A 16,585-nucleotide genomic window follows, 5' to 3' on the forward strand; every position below is an offset into this window, starting at 1 on the left:
ACCACCTAATCGAGGCGAAAGAGCTTCACGCTCCGATGGCATCCGGAATTCCGCCGAACGCCGCCTGACAGGTCAGAGGCTTTGTCGGGCGAATAAGTCGCATAAAGGCACGCGACAGAAAGGCCTTCGCGAGCAGCTTCACCCGACGCGAAAATGCTTCGAGAGCTTCAGCCCTTGCGCTTGGTAGTTCGATCCGAGTCCGGAGCCGTAGAGGCCCTCCGGCGTGTCCAGCATGTGTTCATAGACGAGGCGGCCGACGATTTGGCCGTGTTCGAGGATGAAGGGCACTTCGTGGCTGCGCACTTCGAGCACGGCGCGGCTACCGGAACCGCCGGCCGGGGCGTGGCCGAAGCCAGGGTCGAAGAAACCGGCATAATGCACGCGGAACTCGCCCACGAGCGGGTCGAAGGGCGTCATTTCGGCGGCATAGAGCGGTGGGACGTGCACGGCTTCGCGCGAGACGAGGATGTAGAATTCGTCCGGATCGAGGATCAGTTCGTTGCGGCCGCGGCTGAACAGTGGCTCCCAGAAATCGAAGATGTCGTGCTGGTTCTTGCGATCGACATCGACGACGGAGGTGTGGTGCTTGCCGCGGTAGCCGATCAGGCCATCCGGTCCGGTGCCCTTGAGGTCGATCGACAGTGCAATGCCGCCGCCGGAGACATTCGGCGTTTCGCTGGCAACCAGCGTATCGCTCACATGCAGCGCCAAAAGTTCGCTCTCGCCGAGCAGCGCCTTGCCCTTGCGAAAGCGGATCTGCGACAGGCGCGAGCCGCGGCGCACGACGATCGGGAAGGTGCGCGGCGAGATTTCGAGATAGAGCGGACCGGAGTAACCCGCCGGGATCTTGTCGAATTCCTGCGCGCGATCGGTGATGACGCGGGTGAAGATATCGAGGCGACCGGTCGAGCTTTTCGGGTTTGCCGAGGCGGCGAGTTCCGCCGGCAGGTCGAGGCTTTCCATCAGCGGCACGATATAGACGCAGCCCGTCTCGAGCACCGCACCCTCGGACAGATCGATGACGTGCAGTTTCAGCCGATCGAGCTTGTCGGCGACGAGATGGGCCGGGCCGGGCAGGAAACTGGCGCGCACGCGAAAGGCCACCGCGCCAAGACGCAGGTCCAGGCTTGCCGGCTGGATCTGGTCGTCGTCGAGAGACGCCTCGCTCTTCAGCCGTCCGCTGTCGAACAAGCCGCGAATGGCGGTGTCCGCCAGAATGCCCGTGCTGCGCACCGCAGAAGCCATCATCATACCGTCCCGTGAGAAGGCCCGCACAAAACCAAATGCCGGCAATTGACGCAAGCACGGCCGCGCAGTAATAACAAGGTTATCCCGTGGTGATTTGGCCGGCCGGCTTGCAGCCACGTAAAACAAGTAGCTAAAAAGGCCGGGTTTGAAACCGGCCTGCTTTTGCGGCCGGTTTTTTTGTTTGAAGGCGACGATCACATGAGCAAGTCCTGGCGCGCTGCCACCCAACTCGTTCACGGCGGAACCACCCGCTCCCAGCACGGCGAAACCGCGGAAGCCATCTTCCTCACGCAGGGTTTCGTCTACGACACGTCGGCTGCGGCCGAAGCCCGTTTCAAGGGCGAGACGGACGGCTTCATCTACGCCCGTTACGGCAGCCCGACCAACGACATGTTCGAAAAGCGCATGTGCCTGCTGGAAGGTGCCGAAGATGCCCGCGCCACCGCCTCGGGCATGGCAGCCGTGACGGCCGCGATCCTCTGCCAGCTGAAGGCCGGCGACCATATCGTCGCGGCCCGCGCGCTTTTCGGCTCCTGCCGCTGGGTGGTCGAGACGCTCGCGCCGAAATACGGCATCGAATGCACGCTGGTTGATGGCCGCGACCTCTCCAATTGGGAAAGGGCCATTCAGAAGAACACAAAAGTGTTCTTCCTCGAAAGCCCGACCAACCCAACGCTGGAAGTGATCGACATTGCCGGCGTGGCGAAGCTCGCCAACCAGATCGGCGCCAAGGTCGTCGTCGACAACGTGTTTGCAACCCCGCTCTTCCAGAAGCCGCTGGAGCTTGGCGCGCATGTCGTCGTCTATTCCGCCACCAAGCATATCGACGGCCAGGGCCGCTGCCTCGGCGGCGTCGTGCTGTCCGACAAGGAATGGATCAACGAACATCTGCATGACTACTTCCGCCACACCGGCCCGGCCATGTCGCCGTTCAATGCCTGGACGCTGCTGAAGGGGATTGAAACCCTTCCGCTGCGCGTCAAGCAGCAGACGGAGAATGCCAGCCGCATCGCCGATTTCCTCGCCGAGCAGAAGCAGGTCGCCAGCGTGATCTATCCGGGCCGCAAGGACCATCCGCAGGCCGATATCGTCGCCAAGCAGATGACGGGCGGCTCGACGCTCGTCTGCTTCGAACTGAAGGGCGGCAAGGAAGCGGCCTTCGCGCTGCAGGACGCACTGGAGGTCGTAAAAATCTCCAACAATCTCGGCGACGCCAAGAGCCTGATCACCCATCCGGCGACGACGACGCACAAGAACCTGACGGACGAGGCACGCGCCGAGCTCGGCATGTCGGCCGGCACGGTTCGCTTTTCCGCCGGTATCGAGGACAGCGAAGACCTGCTCGAGGATTTTTCGCGCGCGCTCTCCAAGGTCAATGCCTGATCGCGGCTTACAGAACGGACAAATGCGGAGGCACCGGCCGACGAGGCCGGTGCCTCTTTGCTTATCCTTGACGAAACCACAATCCTGTAGAATAGCAGGAGCTAATCAGTTCAAGGCTTGCCTATGTATCGTGCGCTGACCCGCGACATCGAAGTGACCGTCGAGCCGTATTATCTGGCCGACCAATCAGACCCCGACGACAGCCGGTATGTCTGGGGATACAGGGTCGTCATATCCAACCATTCCGACATCGCCGTGCGGCTGATGACGCGCTACTGGCACATCACCGACCAGAACGGGCAGGTCGACGAGGTCAACGGCCCCGGCGTCATCGGCGAACAACCGACGCTGCGTCCTGGTGATACGTACGAATATTCCTCCGGATGCCCGCTGGAAACGCCATCGGGCATCATGTTCGGCCGCTACCACATGGAAGCGGAGAATGGCGAAGCCTTCGACGTCGCCATTCCGGCCTTTTCGCTGGATACACCGGGGCAACCGCGCACGCTGAACTGAGCGACGCGGGGATTTCCCCCTCATCCGGCCTGCCGGCCACCTTCTCCCCGCAAGCGGGGCGAAGGGGCAAAACCGATCTGTTTTCCTGACATCATCCTTCAGAGCAAGGCCAAACCTCGCATCCTTCCCTTCTCCCCGCTCGCGGGGAGAACGTGGCGGCAGCCGGATGAGGGGCATGCGCTGCCTTACTGCGGCAGGACTTCCGCCGCTTCGAAGCGGTAAGTCGTCGAGCAGAACTCGCAGGTGACCGCGATCTCGCCCTTGTCATCCGCCGTGTGCGCGATGTCCTCGGCGCTGAGGCCCGCAATCACGCTCTTCAGCTTCTCGCGCGAGCAGGAACAGCGGTCGAAGACCCGCTGCGGCTCGTAGACGCGCACGCCGCGCTCGTGGAAGAGACGGAACAGCAGCCGCTCGGTGCCGACAGTCGGGTCGGTCAATTCGTCGGCGTCGATCGTCTCGACCATCGCCTTGGCTTCGGCCCAGTTGTCGTCGTCATCGATCTTGTGGCCGACATCGTCACCATCGCCACCCGGCAGGTCGGCCTGGCGCATGCGCTCCGGCGCCTGCGGCAGGAACTGTGCGACCATGCCGCCGGCCCGCCAGCGATGGCGTGCCTTGCCCGCCTCGTCGCGGTCGAAGAGTTCGGCGACGCCAAGGCGCACCCTGGTCGGGATCTGTTCCGACTGGCGGAAATAGACGCCGGCAATCTCTTCCAGCGTCTCGCCATCCAGCGGCACGATGCCCTGGTAGCGCTGCGTGTGCGCACCCTGGTCGATCGTGAAGGCCAGAATGCCCTTGCCGAGCAATTCGTGCGGCTCCGTCGTGCCGGCGGCGATGGCAGCATCGAGGGCTGCCTGGTTGAAGCGGGCATAGGCGCGCACGTTTTCCGGTGCGGAGAAATCGGCGACAAGCAAGTCGACCGGGCCGTCGCTCTTCGTCTGGACGATCAGCTTGCCTTCGAACTTCAGCGACGTGCCGAGCAGGACGGTCAGCGTAATCGCCTCGGCGAGCAGGCGCGCGACGGGCGCGGGATAATCGTGCCGGCCCAAAATACCGTCGAGCATCGGGCCGAGCTGCACGGCACGGCCGCGCACGTCGAGACCCTCCACCTGAAACGGCAGGATATGGTCGTCGCCGGAATAACCGAGCTCACCGAGTTTCAGGGCGTTGTCAGCCATCATCATTCTGCTCCTTGCACACCGGGAAGCCACCGGGCCATGGGCCCGGCTGCTTTCGACCGGCATTCTACCGTGATTCAGCGCTATTGCCCGATCATTCCATACCGGGCGGGCATGCGCCAGAGAAAGCGCCCTTCAGCGCTTCGTGATGGCCCCTAGATCGTGTCGGTCGCCGTGTTTTTCAAGACGGCCGTCAGACGGCGCCCAGGCACCAGGCAAGGATCGATTTTTGCGCATGCAGGCGGTTTTCCGCCTCGTCGAAGACCACCGACTGCGGGCCGTCGATCACCTCATCGGTGACCTCCTCGCCGCGATGCGCCGGCAGGCAATGCATGAAGAGTGCATCGTCGTTCGCCCGCGCCATCAGCTGCTTGTTGACCTGGTAGGGCTGGAAGATGTTGTGGCCGCGGGCACGGTGTTCCTGGTTCATCGAGACCCAGCAGTCGGTGACGACCAGATCGACACCATCGACGATGGCGTCCGGATCATGGCCGAGCAGGATGTTGCCACCGTTGTCGCGCGCCCAATTGAGGATCTTGTCGTCCGGCTCCGAGCCCATCGGCACGGCCATCTTCATCGTGTAGCCGAAGCGGGCCGAGCCCTCGACGAAGGAATGCAGCACATTGTTGCCATCACCCGTCCAGGCGAAGGTCTTGCCCTTCGTCGAGCCGCGATGCTCCTCGAAGGTCATGATGTCAGCCATGATCTGGCAGGGATGCGTGAGATCCGTCAGCGCGTTGATGACAGGCACGGTGGCGTGTTCGGCAAGCTCCAGCAGACGGTTATGGTCCGTCGTGCGGATCATGATGGCATCGACATAGCGCGACAGGACCTTGGCCGTGTCGCCGATTGTCTCGGCGCGGCCGAGCTGCATTTCCGTGCCCGACAGGAACAGCGTCTCGCCGCCGAGCTGGCGCATGCCGACATCGAAGGAGACGCGCGTTCGCGTGGAGGGCTTCTCGAAGATCATCGCGAGCATCTTGCCGGCGAGCGGCTTTTCTTCCGTGCCGGCCTTGCGGGCGGCCTTTCGCGTGTGCGCATCGTCCATGATGACGCGGAGATCGCTTTCCGAAACGGCGGAAAGGTCGAGAAAATGCTTGGCCATGATATGTCCTGTCTGTCCCGGTCCTGCTTATGCGGCCTTCGCCGCCGTCAGCTTTTCGGCTGCGCGCTCAATGCGGGCGAGCCCTTCGCGTGCCTCCTGCGCTGTCACGGTGAGCGGCGGCAGCAGCCGCAGCACATTGTCGCCAGCGGGCACGGCGAGCAGTTGTTCCGCGCGCACGGCCTTCAGCAGATCCGCGACAGGGATCTTTGCCTTGATGCCGAGCATCAGGCCTTCACCACGGACATCCTCGATGATCTCGGGGAAACGGTCCTTGAGTGCTGCAAGGCCCTGGCGGAAGACGAGGGCAACGTCGCGGATGTGATCGAGGAACCCGTCTTCCAGCACGACGTCGAGCACGGCATTGCCGACGGCCATGGCGAGCGGGTTGCCGCCATAGGTGGAGCCATGCGTGCCGGCGACCATGCCGGCGGCCGCCTCGTTCGTGGCAAGGCATGCACCGAGCGGAAAGCCACCGCCGATGCCCTTGGCGACCGCCATGATATCCGGCGTGATGCCCGCCCATTCATGGGCGAACAGGCGGCCCGTGCGGCCGACACCGGACTGCACTTCGTCGAGGATCAGCAGCAGGCCGTATTCGTCGCAGAGCTGGCGAAGTTCCTGCATGAACTCCTTCGGAACGGGGCGGATGCCGCCCTCGCCCTGCACGGGCTCGATCAGGATGGCGGCCGTTTCCTCGGTGATCGCATCCTTGACGGCGGTGAGGTCGCCGAAGGGAACCTTGAGGAAGCCGGGCGCCTTCGGGCCGAAGCCCTCGATGTACTTCTCCTGCCCGCCGGCGGCGATCGTCGCGATCGTGCGGCCATGGAAGGCGCCATCGAAGGTGATAATGTGGAACTTGCCAGGGTGGCCATTGGCGAAATGGTAGCGGCGCGCGGTCTTGATCGCGCATTCCAGCGCTTCCGCCCCGGAATTGGTGAAGAACACCTTGTCGGCGAAGGTGGCTTCCGTCAGCCGGCGACCGAGGCTTTCCTGGCCCGGAACCTCGTAGAGGTTGGACAGGTGCCAAACCTTTTCGGCCTGATCCTTCAGGGCCGCGACGAGATGGGGATGCGCATGGCCAAGCGAATTGACGGCGACGCCGGCGGCGAAATCGAGATATCGCTCGCCATTTTCGGCGATCAGCCAGACGCCCTCCCCCCGCGTGAACCGGAGCGGCGCACGCATATAGGTTTCATAGAGCGGCGCGGCATCGGCCATGGCGCGGATCCTCCAAAAGAGATGCGGAAAGATTCGTTTACGACTTGACTTTTCCAGGCTCCGGAAAAATCAAAAACCGCCTTTCGGCGGCATGCCGCACTATCGGCATTTCCCCCTGCAATGTCAATGAAATGCGCGTCTGAAATGCCGCTGAACCTACCGCAACGTGAGGATTCACGGTACGCGCGCAAGGTGTCGCTCTTGAGTCACACCAGGGCAGCAAGTTGGGGAAAACTCCGAAATCGATTCGCACCGATTCCTGCGACTCTTGTCACAGAGTCCCCCGAACTCTAGGTTAAAGACCAATTACTAGACTGCAAGCGGCGGAACTAGTCACCAAAAGAGTTAGGGCGTTCAAGTTCCGGACCCATCCGGAACGCGATGAGGGATTCCCGCATCGCGAGCGTCGAACGGAGACGAGAAGATGAACTGGACAGACGAGCGGGTCGAGAAACTCAAGAAGCTCTGGAGCGAAGGTCTGAGCGCGAGCCAGATCGCAGCACAGCTCGGCGGCGTCAGCCGCAACGCCGTCATCGGCAAGGTGCACCGGCTGAACCTACCGGGTCGCGCAAAGGCCGGCGGCACACCGAGCGCCGCCCGCCCGAAGCGCCCGGCCGTTGCAACGCCGCGGCCCTCGAACTTCGCGGCCCGTCCGGTCCCCGCCCGCGTTGCGGCGCGCCCGGCTGGTGCGATCGTCGCCAAGGAAGACATCGACGCCGATTTTGACGCACAGATCGAACAGCTGCCGGTTCCCGCCAACGGCAACAAGGTGGTCGTGCCGATGTCGCGTAAGCTGGAACTGACCCAGCTCACCGAGCGCACCTGCAAGTGGCCGATCGGCGATCCGCTGAACGACGACTTCCATTTCTGCGGTAACGAGTCCCCGGACAACTCGCCCTACTGCACCTACCACCAGCGCCTGGCCTACCAGCCTTCCGCCGAACGGCGCCGGATGCGCTAGCAGACGCGAAAAACGGAATGCGATGAGGGCCCGAAGGGGCCCTTTTCTTTGGCTGGTGAGGCAGGCGCGAGGCTCCAAAACGCAAACAGGCCCCGAAGGGCCCATTTCCGTCCTTGGGAGGAAACATCTGGCTCAGGTTTCCAGCGAATAGCCGGCACCGCGGACAGTGCGGATGACGTCCTGCATATTGGCGAAGTTGAGCGCCTTGCGCAGGCGCCCGACATGCACGTCGACGGTGCGTTCGTCGACATAGATGTCATGGCCCCAGACGCCGTCGAGAAGCTGAGAGCGCGAGAAGACGCGGCCGGGCGAGGTCATCAGGAACTCCAGCAGACGAAATTCCGTTGGGCCGAGGCGGACTTCGCGGGTACGGCGATGCACACGATGAGTCTCGCGGTCGAGCTCGATATCGCCGCAGCGCAGCACCGTCGAGACGACCTCGGGTTTGGCCCGGCGCAGCATGGCGCGAACGCGGGCGACGAGTTCCGGCGTCGAGAACGGCTTGACAACATAGTCGTCGGCGCCGGTCGCGAGCCCGCGCACGCGCTCGCTCTCCTCGCCGCGTGCCGTCAGCATGATGATCGGCAGACGCTCGGTTTCCGGACGCTGGCGCAACCGCCGGCACAGCTCGATGCCCGAAACGCCCGGCAACATCCAGTCGAGGATAAGAAGGTCCGGCAGGCGCTCCTGCAGACGGACCTCGGCCTCGTCACCGTTCAGGATCGTATCGACCTCAAAACCTTCGGCCTCGAGATTGTAGCGCAGGAGGACGCTGAGCGCCTCCTCGTCTTCGACGACGGCAATTCTGGGCACCATGGAGGGGAAACTCCTTACTCGGAGGCGTCGGTTACGTCGGCAGTGACGACCGACGTCGTGGTATCGTCCTTCGGGCGTTCACCCTCGGGCTGCGAGCCGGTCGCCATGTAGTAGATGGTTTCCGCGATGTTGGTCGCGTGGTCGCCGATGCGCTCGATGTTCTTGGCGCAGAACAGGAGGTGCGTGCAGGGCGTGATGTTGCGCGGATCTTCCATCATGTAGGTCAGGAGTTCCCGGAACAGCGACGTGTAGATCGCGTCGATCTCGTCGTCGCGCTCGCGGATCGCCTTGGCCTTCTCGACCGAGCGGGTCGCGTAGACGTCGAGCACTTCCTTGAGCTGGATCAGCGTGAGTTCGGCCAGGTGCTCGAGGCCGCGGGCGAGCGTGCGCGGCATGCCGGAGCTCTGCACGGCGATGACGCGCTTGGCGGTGTTCTTGCCGAGATCGCCGACGCGCTCCAGTTCGGCGGCGATACGGATCGCACCCATGATTTCGCGCAAGTCCGCCGCCATCGGCTGGCGCTTGGCGATGGTGACGATCGCCTTCTCGTTGATCTGGCGTTCGGCATTGTCGAGGATGACGTCTTCCGAGATCACCTTCTGCGCCAGCGCGCCATCGGTGGTGACGAGCGCACGGACGGAATCCGCGACCATCTGCTCGGCCGTGCCGCCCATCTCAGAGATGCGGCGGGAGAGGTATTTCAATTCTTCGTCATAGATCGAGACAATATGGGTCGATGACATGGTTCTGTCCTTAATGCGCTCGGGTTTTCAGGGCTTTGGCGACGGCAACGTCAGCCGAAGCGGCCCATGATATAGTCCTGCGTGCGCTGGTCATCCGGGTTGGTGAACATCTTGTCGGTGTCATTCTCCTCGACAAGGTTGCCGAGGTGGAACATGGCGGTACGCTGCGAAACGCGGGCCGCCTGCTGCATCGAGTGCGTCACGATGACGATCGTGAAGTTGGCGCGCAGCTCGTGGATCAATTCTTCGACCTTGGCCGTCGCGATCGGATCGAGCGCCGAGCAGGGCTCGTCCATCAGGATGACTTCCGGGCTGACGGCGACGGCGCGGGCGATGCACAGACGCTGCTGCTGGCCGCCGGAGAGGCCGGTACCGCCTTCGTGAAGGCGATCCTTCACCTCGTTCCAGAGGCCGGCCTTCTGCAGGCTGGACTCGACGATCCCGTCCATATCGGCCTTCGCCTTGGCAAGGCCATGGATGCGCGGGCCATAGGCGACGTTCTCGTAGATCGATTTCGGGAACGGATTCGGCTTCTGGAAGACCATGCCGACGCGGGCGCGCAGTTCCACCACGTCGATGTTCGGATCGTAGATATCATCCGTATCGAGTGTGATGCGGCCGGTGACGCGGCAGCCTTCGATCGTGTCGTTCATGCGGTTCAGCGTCCGCAGGAACGTGGACTTGCCGCAGCCCGACGGACCGATGAGGGCGGTCACGGTGTTTTCGCGGACATTGAGGTTGACGTCGTAGAGCGCGCGCTTGTCGCCGTAATAGACCGAAACGTCCTTGCCGATCATCTTGTAGGAAATGTCGTTCATTTTCTTGTCCAGCGCTTTCTCGACTGCTGCTTCTGACATGATGTTCATCTGTCTATAACCTTCTACCAGCGCCGTTCAAAACGGCGGCGCAACAGGATTGCACCCACATTCATGAGGATGAGGAAGATGAGGAGGATGATGATCGCTCCCGACGTGCGCTCCACGAAGGCGCGCTCCGCCTCGTTCGCCCACATGTAGATCTGCACCGGCAGGGCCGTTGCGGGCTCGAGCGGCGTCGAAGGAATATCGGCGACGAAAGCGACCATGCCGATCAGCAGCAGCGGTGCCGTTTCACCGAGCGCGTGCGCAAGGCCGATGATCGTGCCTGTGAGGATGCCAGGCATGGCGAGCGGCAGCACGTGGTGGAATACAGTCTGCATCTTGGAGGCGCCAAGGCCCAGCGCCGCGGCTCGGATCGACGGCGGCACGGCTTTCAGCGCGGAACGCGTCGCGATGATGATCGTCGGCAGCGTCATGAGCGTCAGCACCAAACCACCGACAAGCGATGCCGAGCGCGGAAAGCCGGCAAAATTCACGAAGACGGCGAGACCGAGCAGACCATAGACGATCGACGGTACGGCAGCGAGGTTGTTGATGTTGACCTCAATAAGGTCCGTGAAGCGGTTTTTCGGCGCAAACTCCTCGAGGTAGATCGAGGCCGCGACGCCGATCGGCAGCGCCAGTACGAGCACGATCAGCATCATGTAGAGGGAGCCGACGGCAGCAACCCCAACGCCAGCGGCTTCCGGGCGGCTCGACGCGCCGTTGACGAAGATGCCGGTGTTGAAGTGCTTGGCAAGCGCGCCACTTTCGGCGAGCTGGTTCATCCAGCCGATCTGCTTGTCCGAAATCTTGCGGTTGTTCTCGGCAACCGAAAGATCGATCTGCCCCTTGAAGGCGGAATCGAGATCGCCGTGCGCCAGGAAGCTCACAGTCCGGGTGGTGCCGATAATCGACGGATCGGCCGTGACAAGATCGCGGAGCTGCGTGCGGACGCTGTCCGAGATCATGCCGTTGATGGCGCGCAGGCCCTGGCGATCGTCCTCGCTGACGCCAAGCACCTTGGCAAGCGCATTGCGGGCAACGACCGGATAGTTGGCCGAGACCAGCTTCTGCGGATTGGTGGCACGCTCGTTGTCCTTGTCGATGATCTGTTCCGAAAACTCGACCGGAATGGTGATCATCGACTGCTGGAATGCGGTGTAGCCCTTGGAGACCACCGAGAACAGCAACAGGAACAGGAAGACAAGGCCAAAAGCGATTGCGGCCATGCCGTAGAGGCGGAAGCGGCGTTCGGCGGCATAGCGACCGCGCAGGCCGATATCGCGGCGTTCGGGTTTGGCGGTGGCGCCAAGGGCGGCCATCGAAGGGCTCGTGGAGACCTGGCTCATTCGTACTGCTCCCGGTATTTGCGCACGATATAGAGGGCGTAGATATTGAGGCAAAGTGTGATGACGAACAGCGTGATGCCGAGCGCGAAGGCCACCAGCGTCTGAGGCGAGGTGAATTCGAGATCGCCCGTCAGCTGGCTGACGATCTTGACCGTCACGGTCGTCATCGGCTCGAAGGGGTTGATCTGTATACGGGCAGCCACACCGGCCGCAAGCACCACGATCATCGTTTCGCCGACGGCGCGCGAGGCGGTCATCAGGAGCGCGCCGACGATGCCCGGCAGCGCGGCCGGCAGGATGACGCGCTTGATCGTCTCCGAGCGGGTGGCACCAAGGCCGAGCGAACCGTCACGCAGGGCACGCGGCACGGCCGTGATGATGTCGTCCGACAGCGACGAGACGTAGGGAATCAACATGATGCCCATAACGAAACCCGCCGTCAGTACGCTTTGTGCCTGGATGAAGTTGGAATAATCGCCGGTAACGAGACCGCTCAGCTGGGCGGAAAGGTCGCGCAGGAACGGACCCACCGTCACGAGAGCGAAGAAGCCGTAGACGATGGTGGGAATGCCGGCCAGCACCTCAAGCAGCGGCTTTGCGACCGAACGGACATGACGCGAGGCGTATTCCGACATGTAGATCGCCGCGAACAAACCGACCGGTACGGCAACCAGCATGGCGACGAAACCGATATAGAGCGTGCCGGCGAGCAGCGGGATGAGGCCGAACTGGCCGGACGAATCCGTCGAACCGGCGGCGGCAAAACGCGGATCCCAGACCGTACCGAAGAAGAACTCCCAGGCCGGAACCCTGTTGAAGAAATGAACGGCTTCCGTCAGCATGGAGGCCACGATGCCGACCGTCGTCAGGATGGCGATCGACGATGCGGCGATGAGACCAACCAGCATGACGCCTTCGACGCGGTTGCGCGCGCGGAACTTTGGCGCGATCACGCGGTAGGAGAAAACCGCCCCGGCCAGAGCCGTGAGGACCACGACGATCGCCAGGAAGGTGCTGCTCGCCTGCGACATGCGATTGAGGCTGTCGGCCGAGGTCAGCATATAGGGTGCAGGATCGGCGGCGAGCGGCACGCCCTTGCCGGCGAGCACAGTGCGGGCCGTGCTGCCGTCCTTGAAAATCGCTTCGCGCTCTTCCGGCGCCAGGACCCTCAGGCCCCGCGCAATGGCGCTGATCATGTTGTAGCCGAGGTTCTGCTCAGCTTGCGACGTCGCCTTCACCTCTTCGGGGAAGCCGGCGCGGACGGTCGAACTGATGTAGATCGGGCTGGCGACGATCCAGACCAGGAGAACGACGACCGCAGGAAGCATGGACCATACGGCAACGTAGGAGCCGTAATAGCCTGGCCGGGAATGCAGGCTCGAAAGCTTGCCGCCGGCAAGCGCGTTGGCGCGCCAGCTGCCGATCAGATAGCCCGCCACGCCGATGATGGCGACGATGAGCAAAAGAAAGGAAATACTCATTTAGGAAATTCTCCCGGCGAGATCATCCGCCCTGGACGCGCAAAATCGCCCGCCCCGACCGTTCGACAAGGCGCCCCATTCCCGGTCGAAGAATATGACGTGGGCGAAAGGCCGCCCGATAGGGAGCGGCCGGCGCGGTGTTTCTCAAGGAAATGCCGCGCCGGCCAAGTCGAATTACATGATCTTGCCGTCGACGAAAGCCTTACGGATTTCTTCGCGCTCTGCGTCCGGTGCCGAGACGAGACCGTATTCAGCCAGCGGGGAGTCGGGGCCAATCATGTCGTCGCTCGTGAAGAACTCGACATATTCCTTCAGGCCCGGGATAACGCCGAGATGTGCCTTCTTGACGTAGAAGAACAGCGGGCGCGAGACCGGGTATTCGCCGGAAGCGATCGTTTCCGTCGACGGAACGATGCCGTTGATGGTGGCGACCTTCAGCTTGTCGGCGTTGTTTTCGTAGAAGGACAGGCCGAACACGCCGATACCGGACTTGTTGGCAGCGATACGGGCAAGCGTTTCCGTGTAGTCGCCGTCGATGTCGACAGCCATTCCGTCCTTACGAACGGCTACGCACTTTGCGAGCTGTTCCTTGGCGTCGGCGATAGCAGCCTTAATGACGTCCTGAGCGCCGGAGTCCTTGCAGCCGTGAGCGAGGACCTTCTCTTCGAAGACTTCGCGCGTGCCGTGCTTGGAGCCCGGGATGTAGGCGGCGATTTCAGCTTCCGGCAGAGCGGCGTTGACTTCCGACCACTTCTTGTAGGGGTTGGCGACCAGCTTGCCATCGACGACAACTTCAGCGGCGAGCGCCAGGTAGAGGTCCTTCGGCTCGAGCTTCAGGTCGGCATTGCCGGCGTCGGTTGCGAAGACGATGCCGTCGTAGCCGATCTTTACTTCCTGGATTTCCGTTACGCCGGCCGTCTTGCAGGCTTCGACTTCGTCAGCCTTCATCGCACGCGATGCATTGGCGATGTCGATGGTGTCCGGGCCGACGCCCTTGCAGAATTCCTTGAGACCACCGCCCGTGCCGCCGGATTCGACGATCGGGGTCTTGAAGTCAGGGAAGGTCTCGCCGAACGTCTCAGCGACGATCTTGGCGTAGGGAAGAACGGTGGAGGAGCCGGCGATCTGGACCTGGTCGCGCGCAACGGCAACGCCTGCGAAAGCGGCGGAAGCAACAAGCGCCGCAACAGTGAGCTTAAGAGATTTCATCTGGGTTCTCCCGAAGAGGACATATATGGGAAGCGCTGTTCTTGCGCTCTCTGCCGTTGACCGGCGGCTCTTCTCTAAACCCCGATCGCCCTCTCTTTTATGTCAGTTTGACGAAACATTTGTGACACATCAAGCGCCTGAAATTATTACGTAATTTCAATCAATGCAAAAGAAGTACGACTTTTTGTGTCAGAACTTGACGGTAAAGACCGTCCCCTTGCCCACTTCGGACTTCACCACAAGGCGGGCACGGTGGCGGGTGAGGATGTGCTTGACGATCGCCAGGCCAAGACCTGTGCCTTTCTTGGAACGGCTCGCCTCGACGTTAACCCGATAGAAACGTTCGGTTATCCGCGGCACATGCTCCGGCGGGATGCCGGGGCCATAGTCCGTGACGCTGAATTCGACGGGCGTGTCGCCGCCTCCGGAGAGCACGACGTCCACGCGCTTGCCCTCCTGGCCATATTTGCAGGCGTTTTCGATGAGATTTTCAAAAACCTCGACCAATTCGTCGCGGTCGCCCGGAACAAGGACGGGATGTTTTGGCAGATCGAGGTTGATTTCGACCCCAAGATCCGACGCCAGCGGCTGTAGGCTGTCGCGCACATGGCCGAGCAACGGCGCGAGATCGACCGTCTGTTCCGGCGCAAGGTTCGAGCGCAGCTCGAGGCGGGAGAGCGAGAGAAGGTCATCGACGAGGCGGCTCATGCGCGTCGCCTGCTCGTGCATGATGACGAGGAACCGTTCATGCGCCTTGACGTCGTTCTTGGCCGGTCCCTGAAGGGTCTCGATGAACCCGCGCAACGAGGCAAGCGGCGTACGCAGCTCATGGCTGGCATTGGCGATGAAGTCGGAGCGCATGCGGTCGATGCGGCGCGCATGGGAGACGTCGCGAAAGGTCAGCAGCCACAGCGGCTCCGTCGTCGGGCCGGCAAGCGGGGCGATGCGCACGACATACACCGTCTCGGACGGCAGGCGCTCGGCATGCTCCGTCTCGCGCGGCTGGCCGGAACCGATGGCATCGCGCACCATGTCGAGAATGCCGGGCGCACGAATTCGGCCGGCGAGATCGCTGCCTTGCGGAATCGGGCCAAAGATGGACTCCGCCGCACGGTTCTGAAGCTTTACCGTTTCGCGCGCCGACAAAAGCAGCGCCGGCGCATCGAGCGCGCCGAGAACGGCGGCAATGGGCGTGAGATCGTCGGCGGCTGAGGCTGGCTCGACGGCCGGCTGCACGGGAACGGGAACGGCGAGGCCGGTCACCGCCGCGCTGCTGGCCTCGACCACCCGACGCTCCACGCGCAGGAGGCCGGCGATAATGAGCAGGAGGACGGCGAACGACACCCAGCCGAGATGGAGGCCGGCAAGCCACATCATGAAGCCGACGAAAACGGCCGACGCGATGAGAACGCGCTCACCCCACAGTTGCGCCGTCAGCCAGCCGAGGCTCGTCCGCTGATCCGTCACAGCCACCCATTCCCTTGCAAGCATCGTATCCTCCGCACCTCCATCGATTCTCCATGGATAGCGCGACTTCATGACATGTTTTCCACGGTGCGCTTGAATTCGCAATCCGGTTGTGGCCACCTCTGAGGTCCGCGGCATGCGTCGCAACCGTTTCTGAAGGAGTGGACGATGGTGGAAAAGGCCGAAAGCCGGGCTGTGGAGCTGGATATTGACGGTAAGAAGCGGGTCTTCGATATCGACGATCCAAAACTTCCCGACTGGATCGACAAGGAGGCATTCCAGTCTGACGACTTTCCCTATGACAAGAAACTCGATGAAGACGAGTATGAAGAAGCGCTCGAAGCCCTTCAGGTCGAACTGGTCAAGGTGCAGTTCTGGCAGCAGAAGACCGGCGCGCGCATCATGGCGATCTTCGAGGGACGCGACGCGGCCGGCAAGGGCGGCGCCATCCACGCCACCATGTCCAACATGAACCCGCGTTCCGCCCGCATCGTCGCGCTGACCAAGCCGACCGAGACGGAACAAGGCCAATGGTATTTCCAGCGCTATGTCGCGACCTTTCCGACATCCGGCGAGTTCGTGCTGTTCGACCGTTCCTGGTATAACCGCGCCGGCGTCGAGCCGGTCATGGGCTTCTGCACGCCGGAACAATACGAGAAATTCCTGAAAGCGACGCCGCGCATCGAGAAGATGATCGCCTCCGAAGGCATCCATTTCTTCAAGTTCTGGCTGAATATCGGCCGCGAGATGCAGCTGAAGCGCTTCCACGATCGCCGGCACGATCCCCTGAAGGTCTGGAAGCTCTCGCCGATGGACATCGCCGCGCTCAACAAGTGGGACGATTACACGGAAAAGCGTGATCGCATGCTGAAGGCGACCCATACCGACCGGGCGCCCTGGACGGTGATCCGCGCCAACGACAAGCGCCGCGCGCGCATCAACCTGATCCGGCACATCCTGACGACGCTCGACTACGAGGGCAAGGACGAGAAAGCGATCGGCAAGATCGACGACAAGATTGTCGGATCAGGTCCCGGCTTCGTCAAATAGG

General features: G+C 62.5%; 15 protein-coding genes and 1 riboswitch. Of the genes, 4 read left to right on the forward strand and 11 right to left on the reverse strand.

The genetic code is table 11. The features are described 5' to 3' along the window. Positions 1-138: 138 nt before the first annotated feature. Positions 139-1,245 (reverse strand): 2'-deoxycytidine 5'-triphosphate deaminase, encoded by a 1,107-nt coding sequence (locus GR138_RS05885; RefSeq protein WP_420853623.1) that lies wholly within the window; start codon positions 1,243-1,245, stop codon positions 139-141. Between the two features lie 79 nt (positions 1,246-1,324). Further along, a riboswitch (SAM riboswitch) is annotated at positions 1,325-1,403 on the forward strand. Positions 1,404-1,446: 43 nt separating this feature from the next. On the opposite strand from GR138_RS05885, the gene GR138_RS05890 reads away from it, so the two are divergent. Beyond that, complete coding sequence (locus GR138_RS05890; protein WP_160857690.1) at positions 1,447-2,631, forward strand: O-succinylhomoserine sulfhydrylase; 1,185 nt, start codon at positions 1,447-1,449, stop codon at positions 2,629-2,631. Between the two features lie 123 nt (positions 2,632-2,754). Continuing rightward, positions 2,755-3,147 carry a Co2+/Mg2+ efflux protein ApaG gene (gene apaG / locus GR138_RS05895; protein ID WP_160857691.1) on the forward strand — a complete coding sequence of 131 codons (393 nt, stop codon included), beginning with the start codon at positions 2,755-2,757 and terminating at the stop codon, positions 3,145-3,147. 185 nt (positions 3,148-3,332) lie between these two features. On the opposite strand, the gene GR138_RS05900 is transcribed toward apaG, so the two are convergent. From GR138_RS05900 to GR138_RS05910, 3 genes are all read right to left on the reverse strand, one after another. After that, positions 3,333-4,325: an Hsp33 family molecular chaperone gene (locus GR138_RS05900; RefSeq protein WP_160857692.1), complete on the reverse strand. Its 993-nt coding sequence runs from the start codon at positions 4,323-4,325 to the stop codon at positions 3,333-3,335. Between the two features lie 193 nt (positions 4,326-4,518). Beyond that, complete coding sequence (argF, locus tag GR138_RS05905) at positions 4,519-5,430, reverse strand: ornithine carbamoyltransferase (protein WP_160857693.1); 912 nt, start codon at positions 5,428-5,430, stop codon at positions 4,519-4,521. A gap of 27 nt (positions 5,431-5,457) precedes the next feature. Continuing rightward, positions 5,458-6,648, reverse strand: coding sequence for an aspartate aminotransferase family protein (locus GR138_RS05910; protein WP_160857694.1), 1,191 nt, complete (start codon positions 6,646-6,648; stop codon positions 5,458-5,460). A gap of 424 nt (positions 6,649-7,072) precedes the next feature. Here GR138_RS05910 and GR138_RS05915 point away from each other — a divergent pair, with 424 nt between their 5' ends. Beyond that, positions 7,073-7,609, forward strand: a complete 537-nt coding sequence (locus tag GR138_RS05915) for a GcrA family cell cycle regulator (RefSeq protein ID WP_160857695.1) — start codon at positions 7,073-7,075, stop codon at positions 7,607-7,609. 132 nt (positions 7,610-7,741) lie between these two features. On the opposite strand, the gene phoB is transcribed toward GR138_RS05915, so the two are convergent. From phoB to phoR, 7 genes are all read right to left on the reverse strand, one after another. Beyond that, positions 7,742-8,425 carry a phosphate regulon transcriptional regulator PhoB gene (gene phoB, locus GR138_RS05920; protein ID WP_160857696.1) on the reverse strand — a complete coding sequence of 228 codons (684 nt, stop codon included), beginning with the start codon at positions 8,423-8,425 and terminating at the stop codon, positions 7,742-7,744. A 14-nt stretch (positions 8,426-8,439) separates the two neighbouring features. After that, on the reverse strand, positions 8,440-9,168 hold the full coding sequence (phoU, locus tag GR138_RS05925) for a phosphate signaling complex protein PhoU (RefSeq protein WP_160857697.1): 729 nt from the start codon (positions 9,166-9,168) through the stop codon (positions 8,440-8,442). A gap of 50 nt (positions 9,169-9,218) precedes the next feature. Beyond that, positions 9,219-10,034, reverse strand: coding sequence for a phosphate ABC transporter ATP-binding protein PstB (pstB, locus tag GR138_RS05930; protein WP_160857698.1), 816 nt, complete (start codon positions 10,032-10,034; stop codon positions 9,219-9,221). 14 nt (positions 10,035-10,048) lie between these two features. Continuing rightward, positions 10,049-11,377 carry a phosphate ABC transporter permease PstA gene (pstA, locus tag GR138_RS05935; protein WP_202402532.1) on the reverse strand — a complete coding sequence of 443 codons (1,329 nt, stop codon included), beginning with the start codon at positions 11,375-11,377 and terminating at the stop codon, positions 10,049-10,051. Then, positions 11,374-12,858 (reverse strand): phosphate ABC transporter permease subunit PstC, encoded by a 1,485-nt coding sequence (gene pstC, locus GR138_RS05940; RefSeq protein ID WP_160857699.1) that lies wholly within the window; start codon positions 12,856-12,858, stop codon positions 11,374-11,376. Before pstC ends, pstA begins: the two co-directional genes overlap by 4 nt. A gap of 174 nt (positions 12,859-13,032) precedes the next feature. Then, positions 13,033-14,067, reverse strand: a complete 1,035-nt coding sequence (locus GR138_RS05945) for a substrate-binding domain-containing protein (RefSeq protein ID WP_160857700.1) — start codon at positions 14,065-14,067, stop codon at positions 13,033-13,035. 189 nt (positions 14,068-14,256) lie between these two features. Beyond that, positions 14,257-15,558 (reverse strand): phosphate regulon sensor histidine kinase PhoR, encoded by a 1,302-nt coding sequence (phoR, locus tag GR138_RS05950; protein ID WP_160857701.1) that lies wholly within the window; start codon positions 15,556-15,558, stop codon positions 14,257-14,259. A 144-nt stretch (positions 15,559-15,702) separates the two neighbouring features. On the opposite strand from phoR, the gene ppk2 reads away from it, so the two are divergent. Then, on the forward strand, positions 15,703-16,584 hold the full coding sequence (gene ppk2, locus GR138_RS05955; protein ID WP_160857702.1) for a polyphosphate kinase 2: 882 nt from the start codon (positions 15,703-15,705) through the stop codon (positions 16,582-16,584). The last annotated feature ends 1 nt before the right edge of the window (position 16,585 follow it).

The organism is Shinella kummerowiae (assembly GCF_009827055.1).
Lineage (GTDB): Bacteria > Pseudomonadota > Alphaproteobacteria > Rhizobiales > Rhizobiaceae > Shinella > Shinella kummerowiae.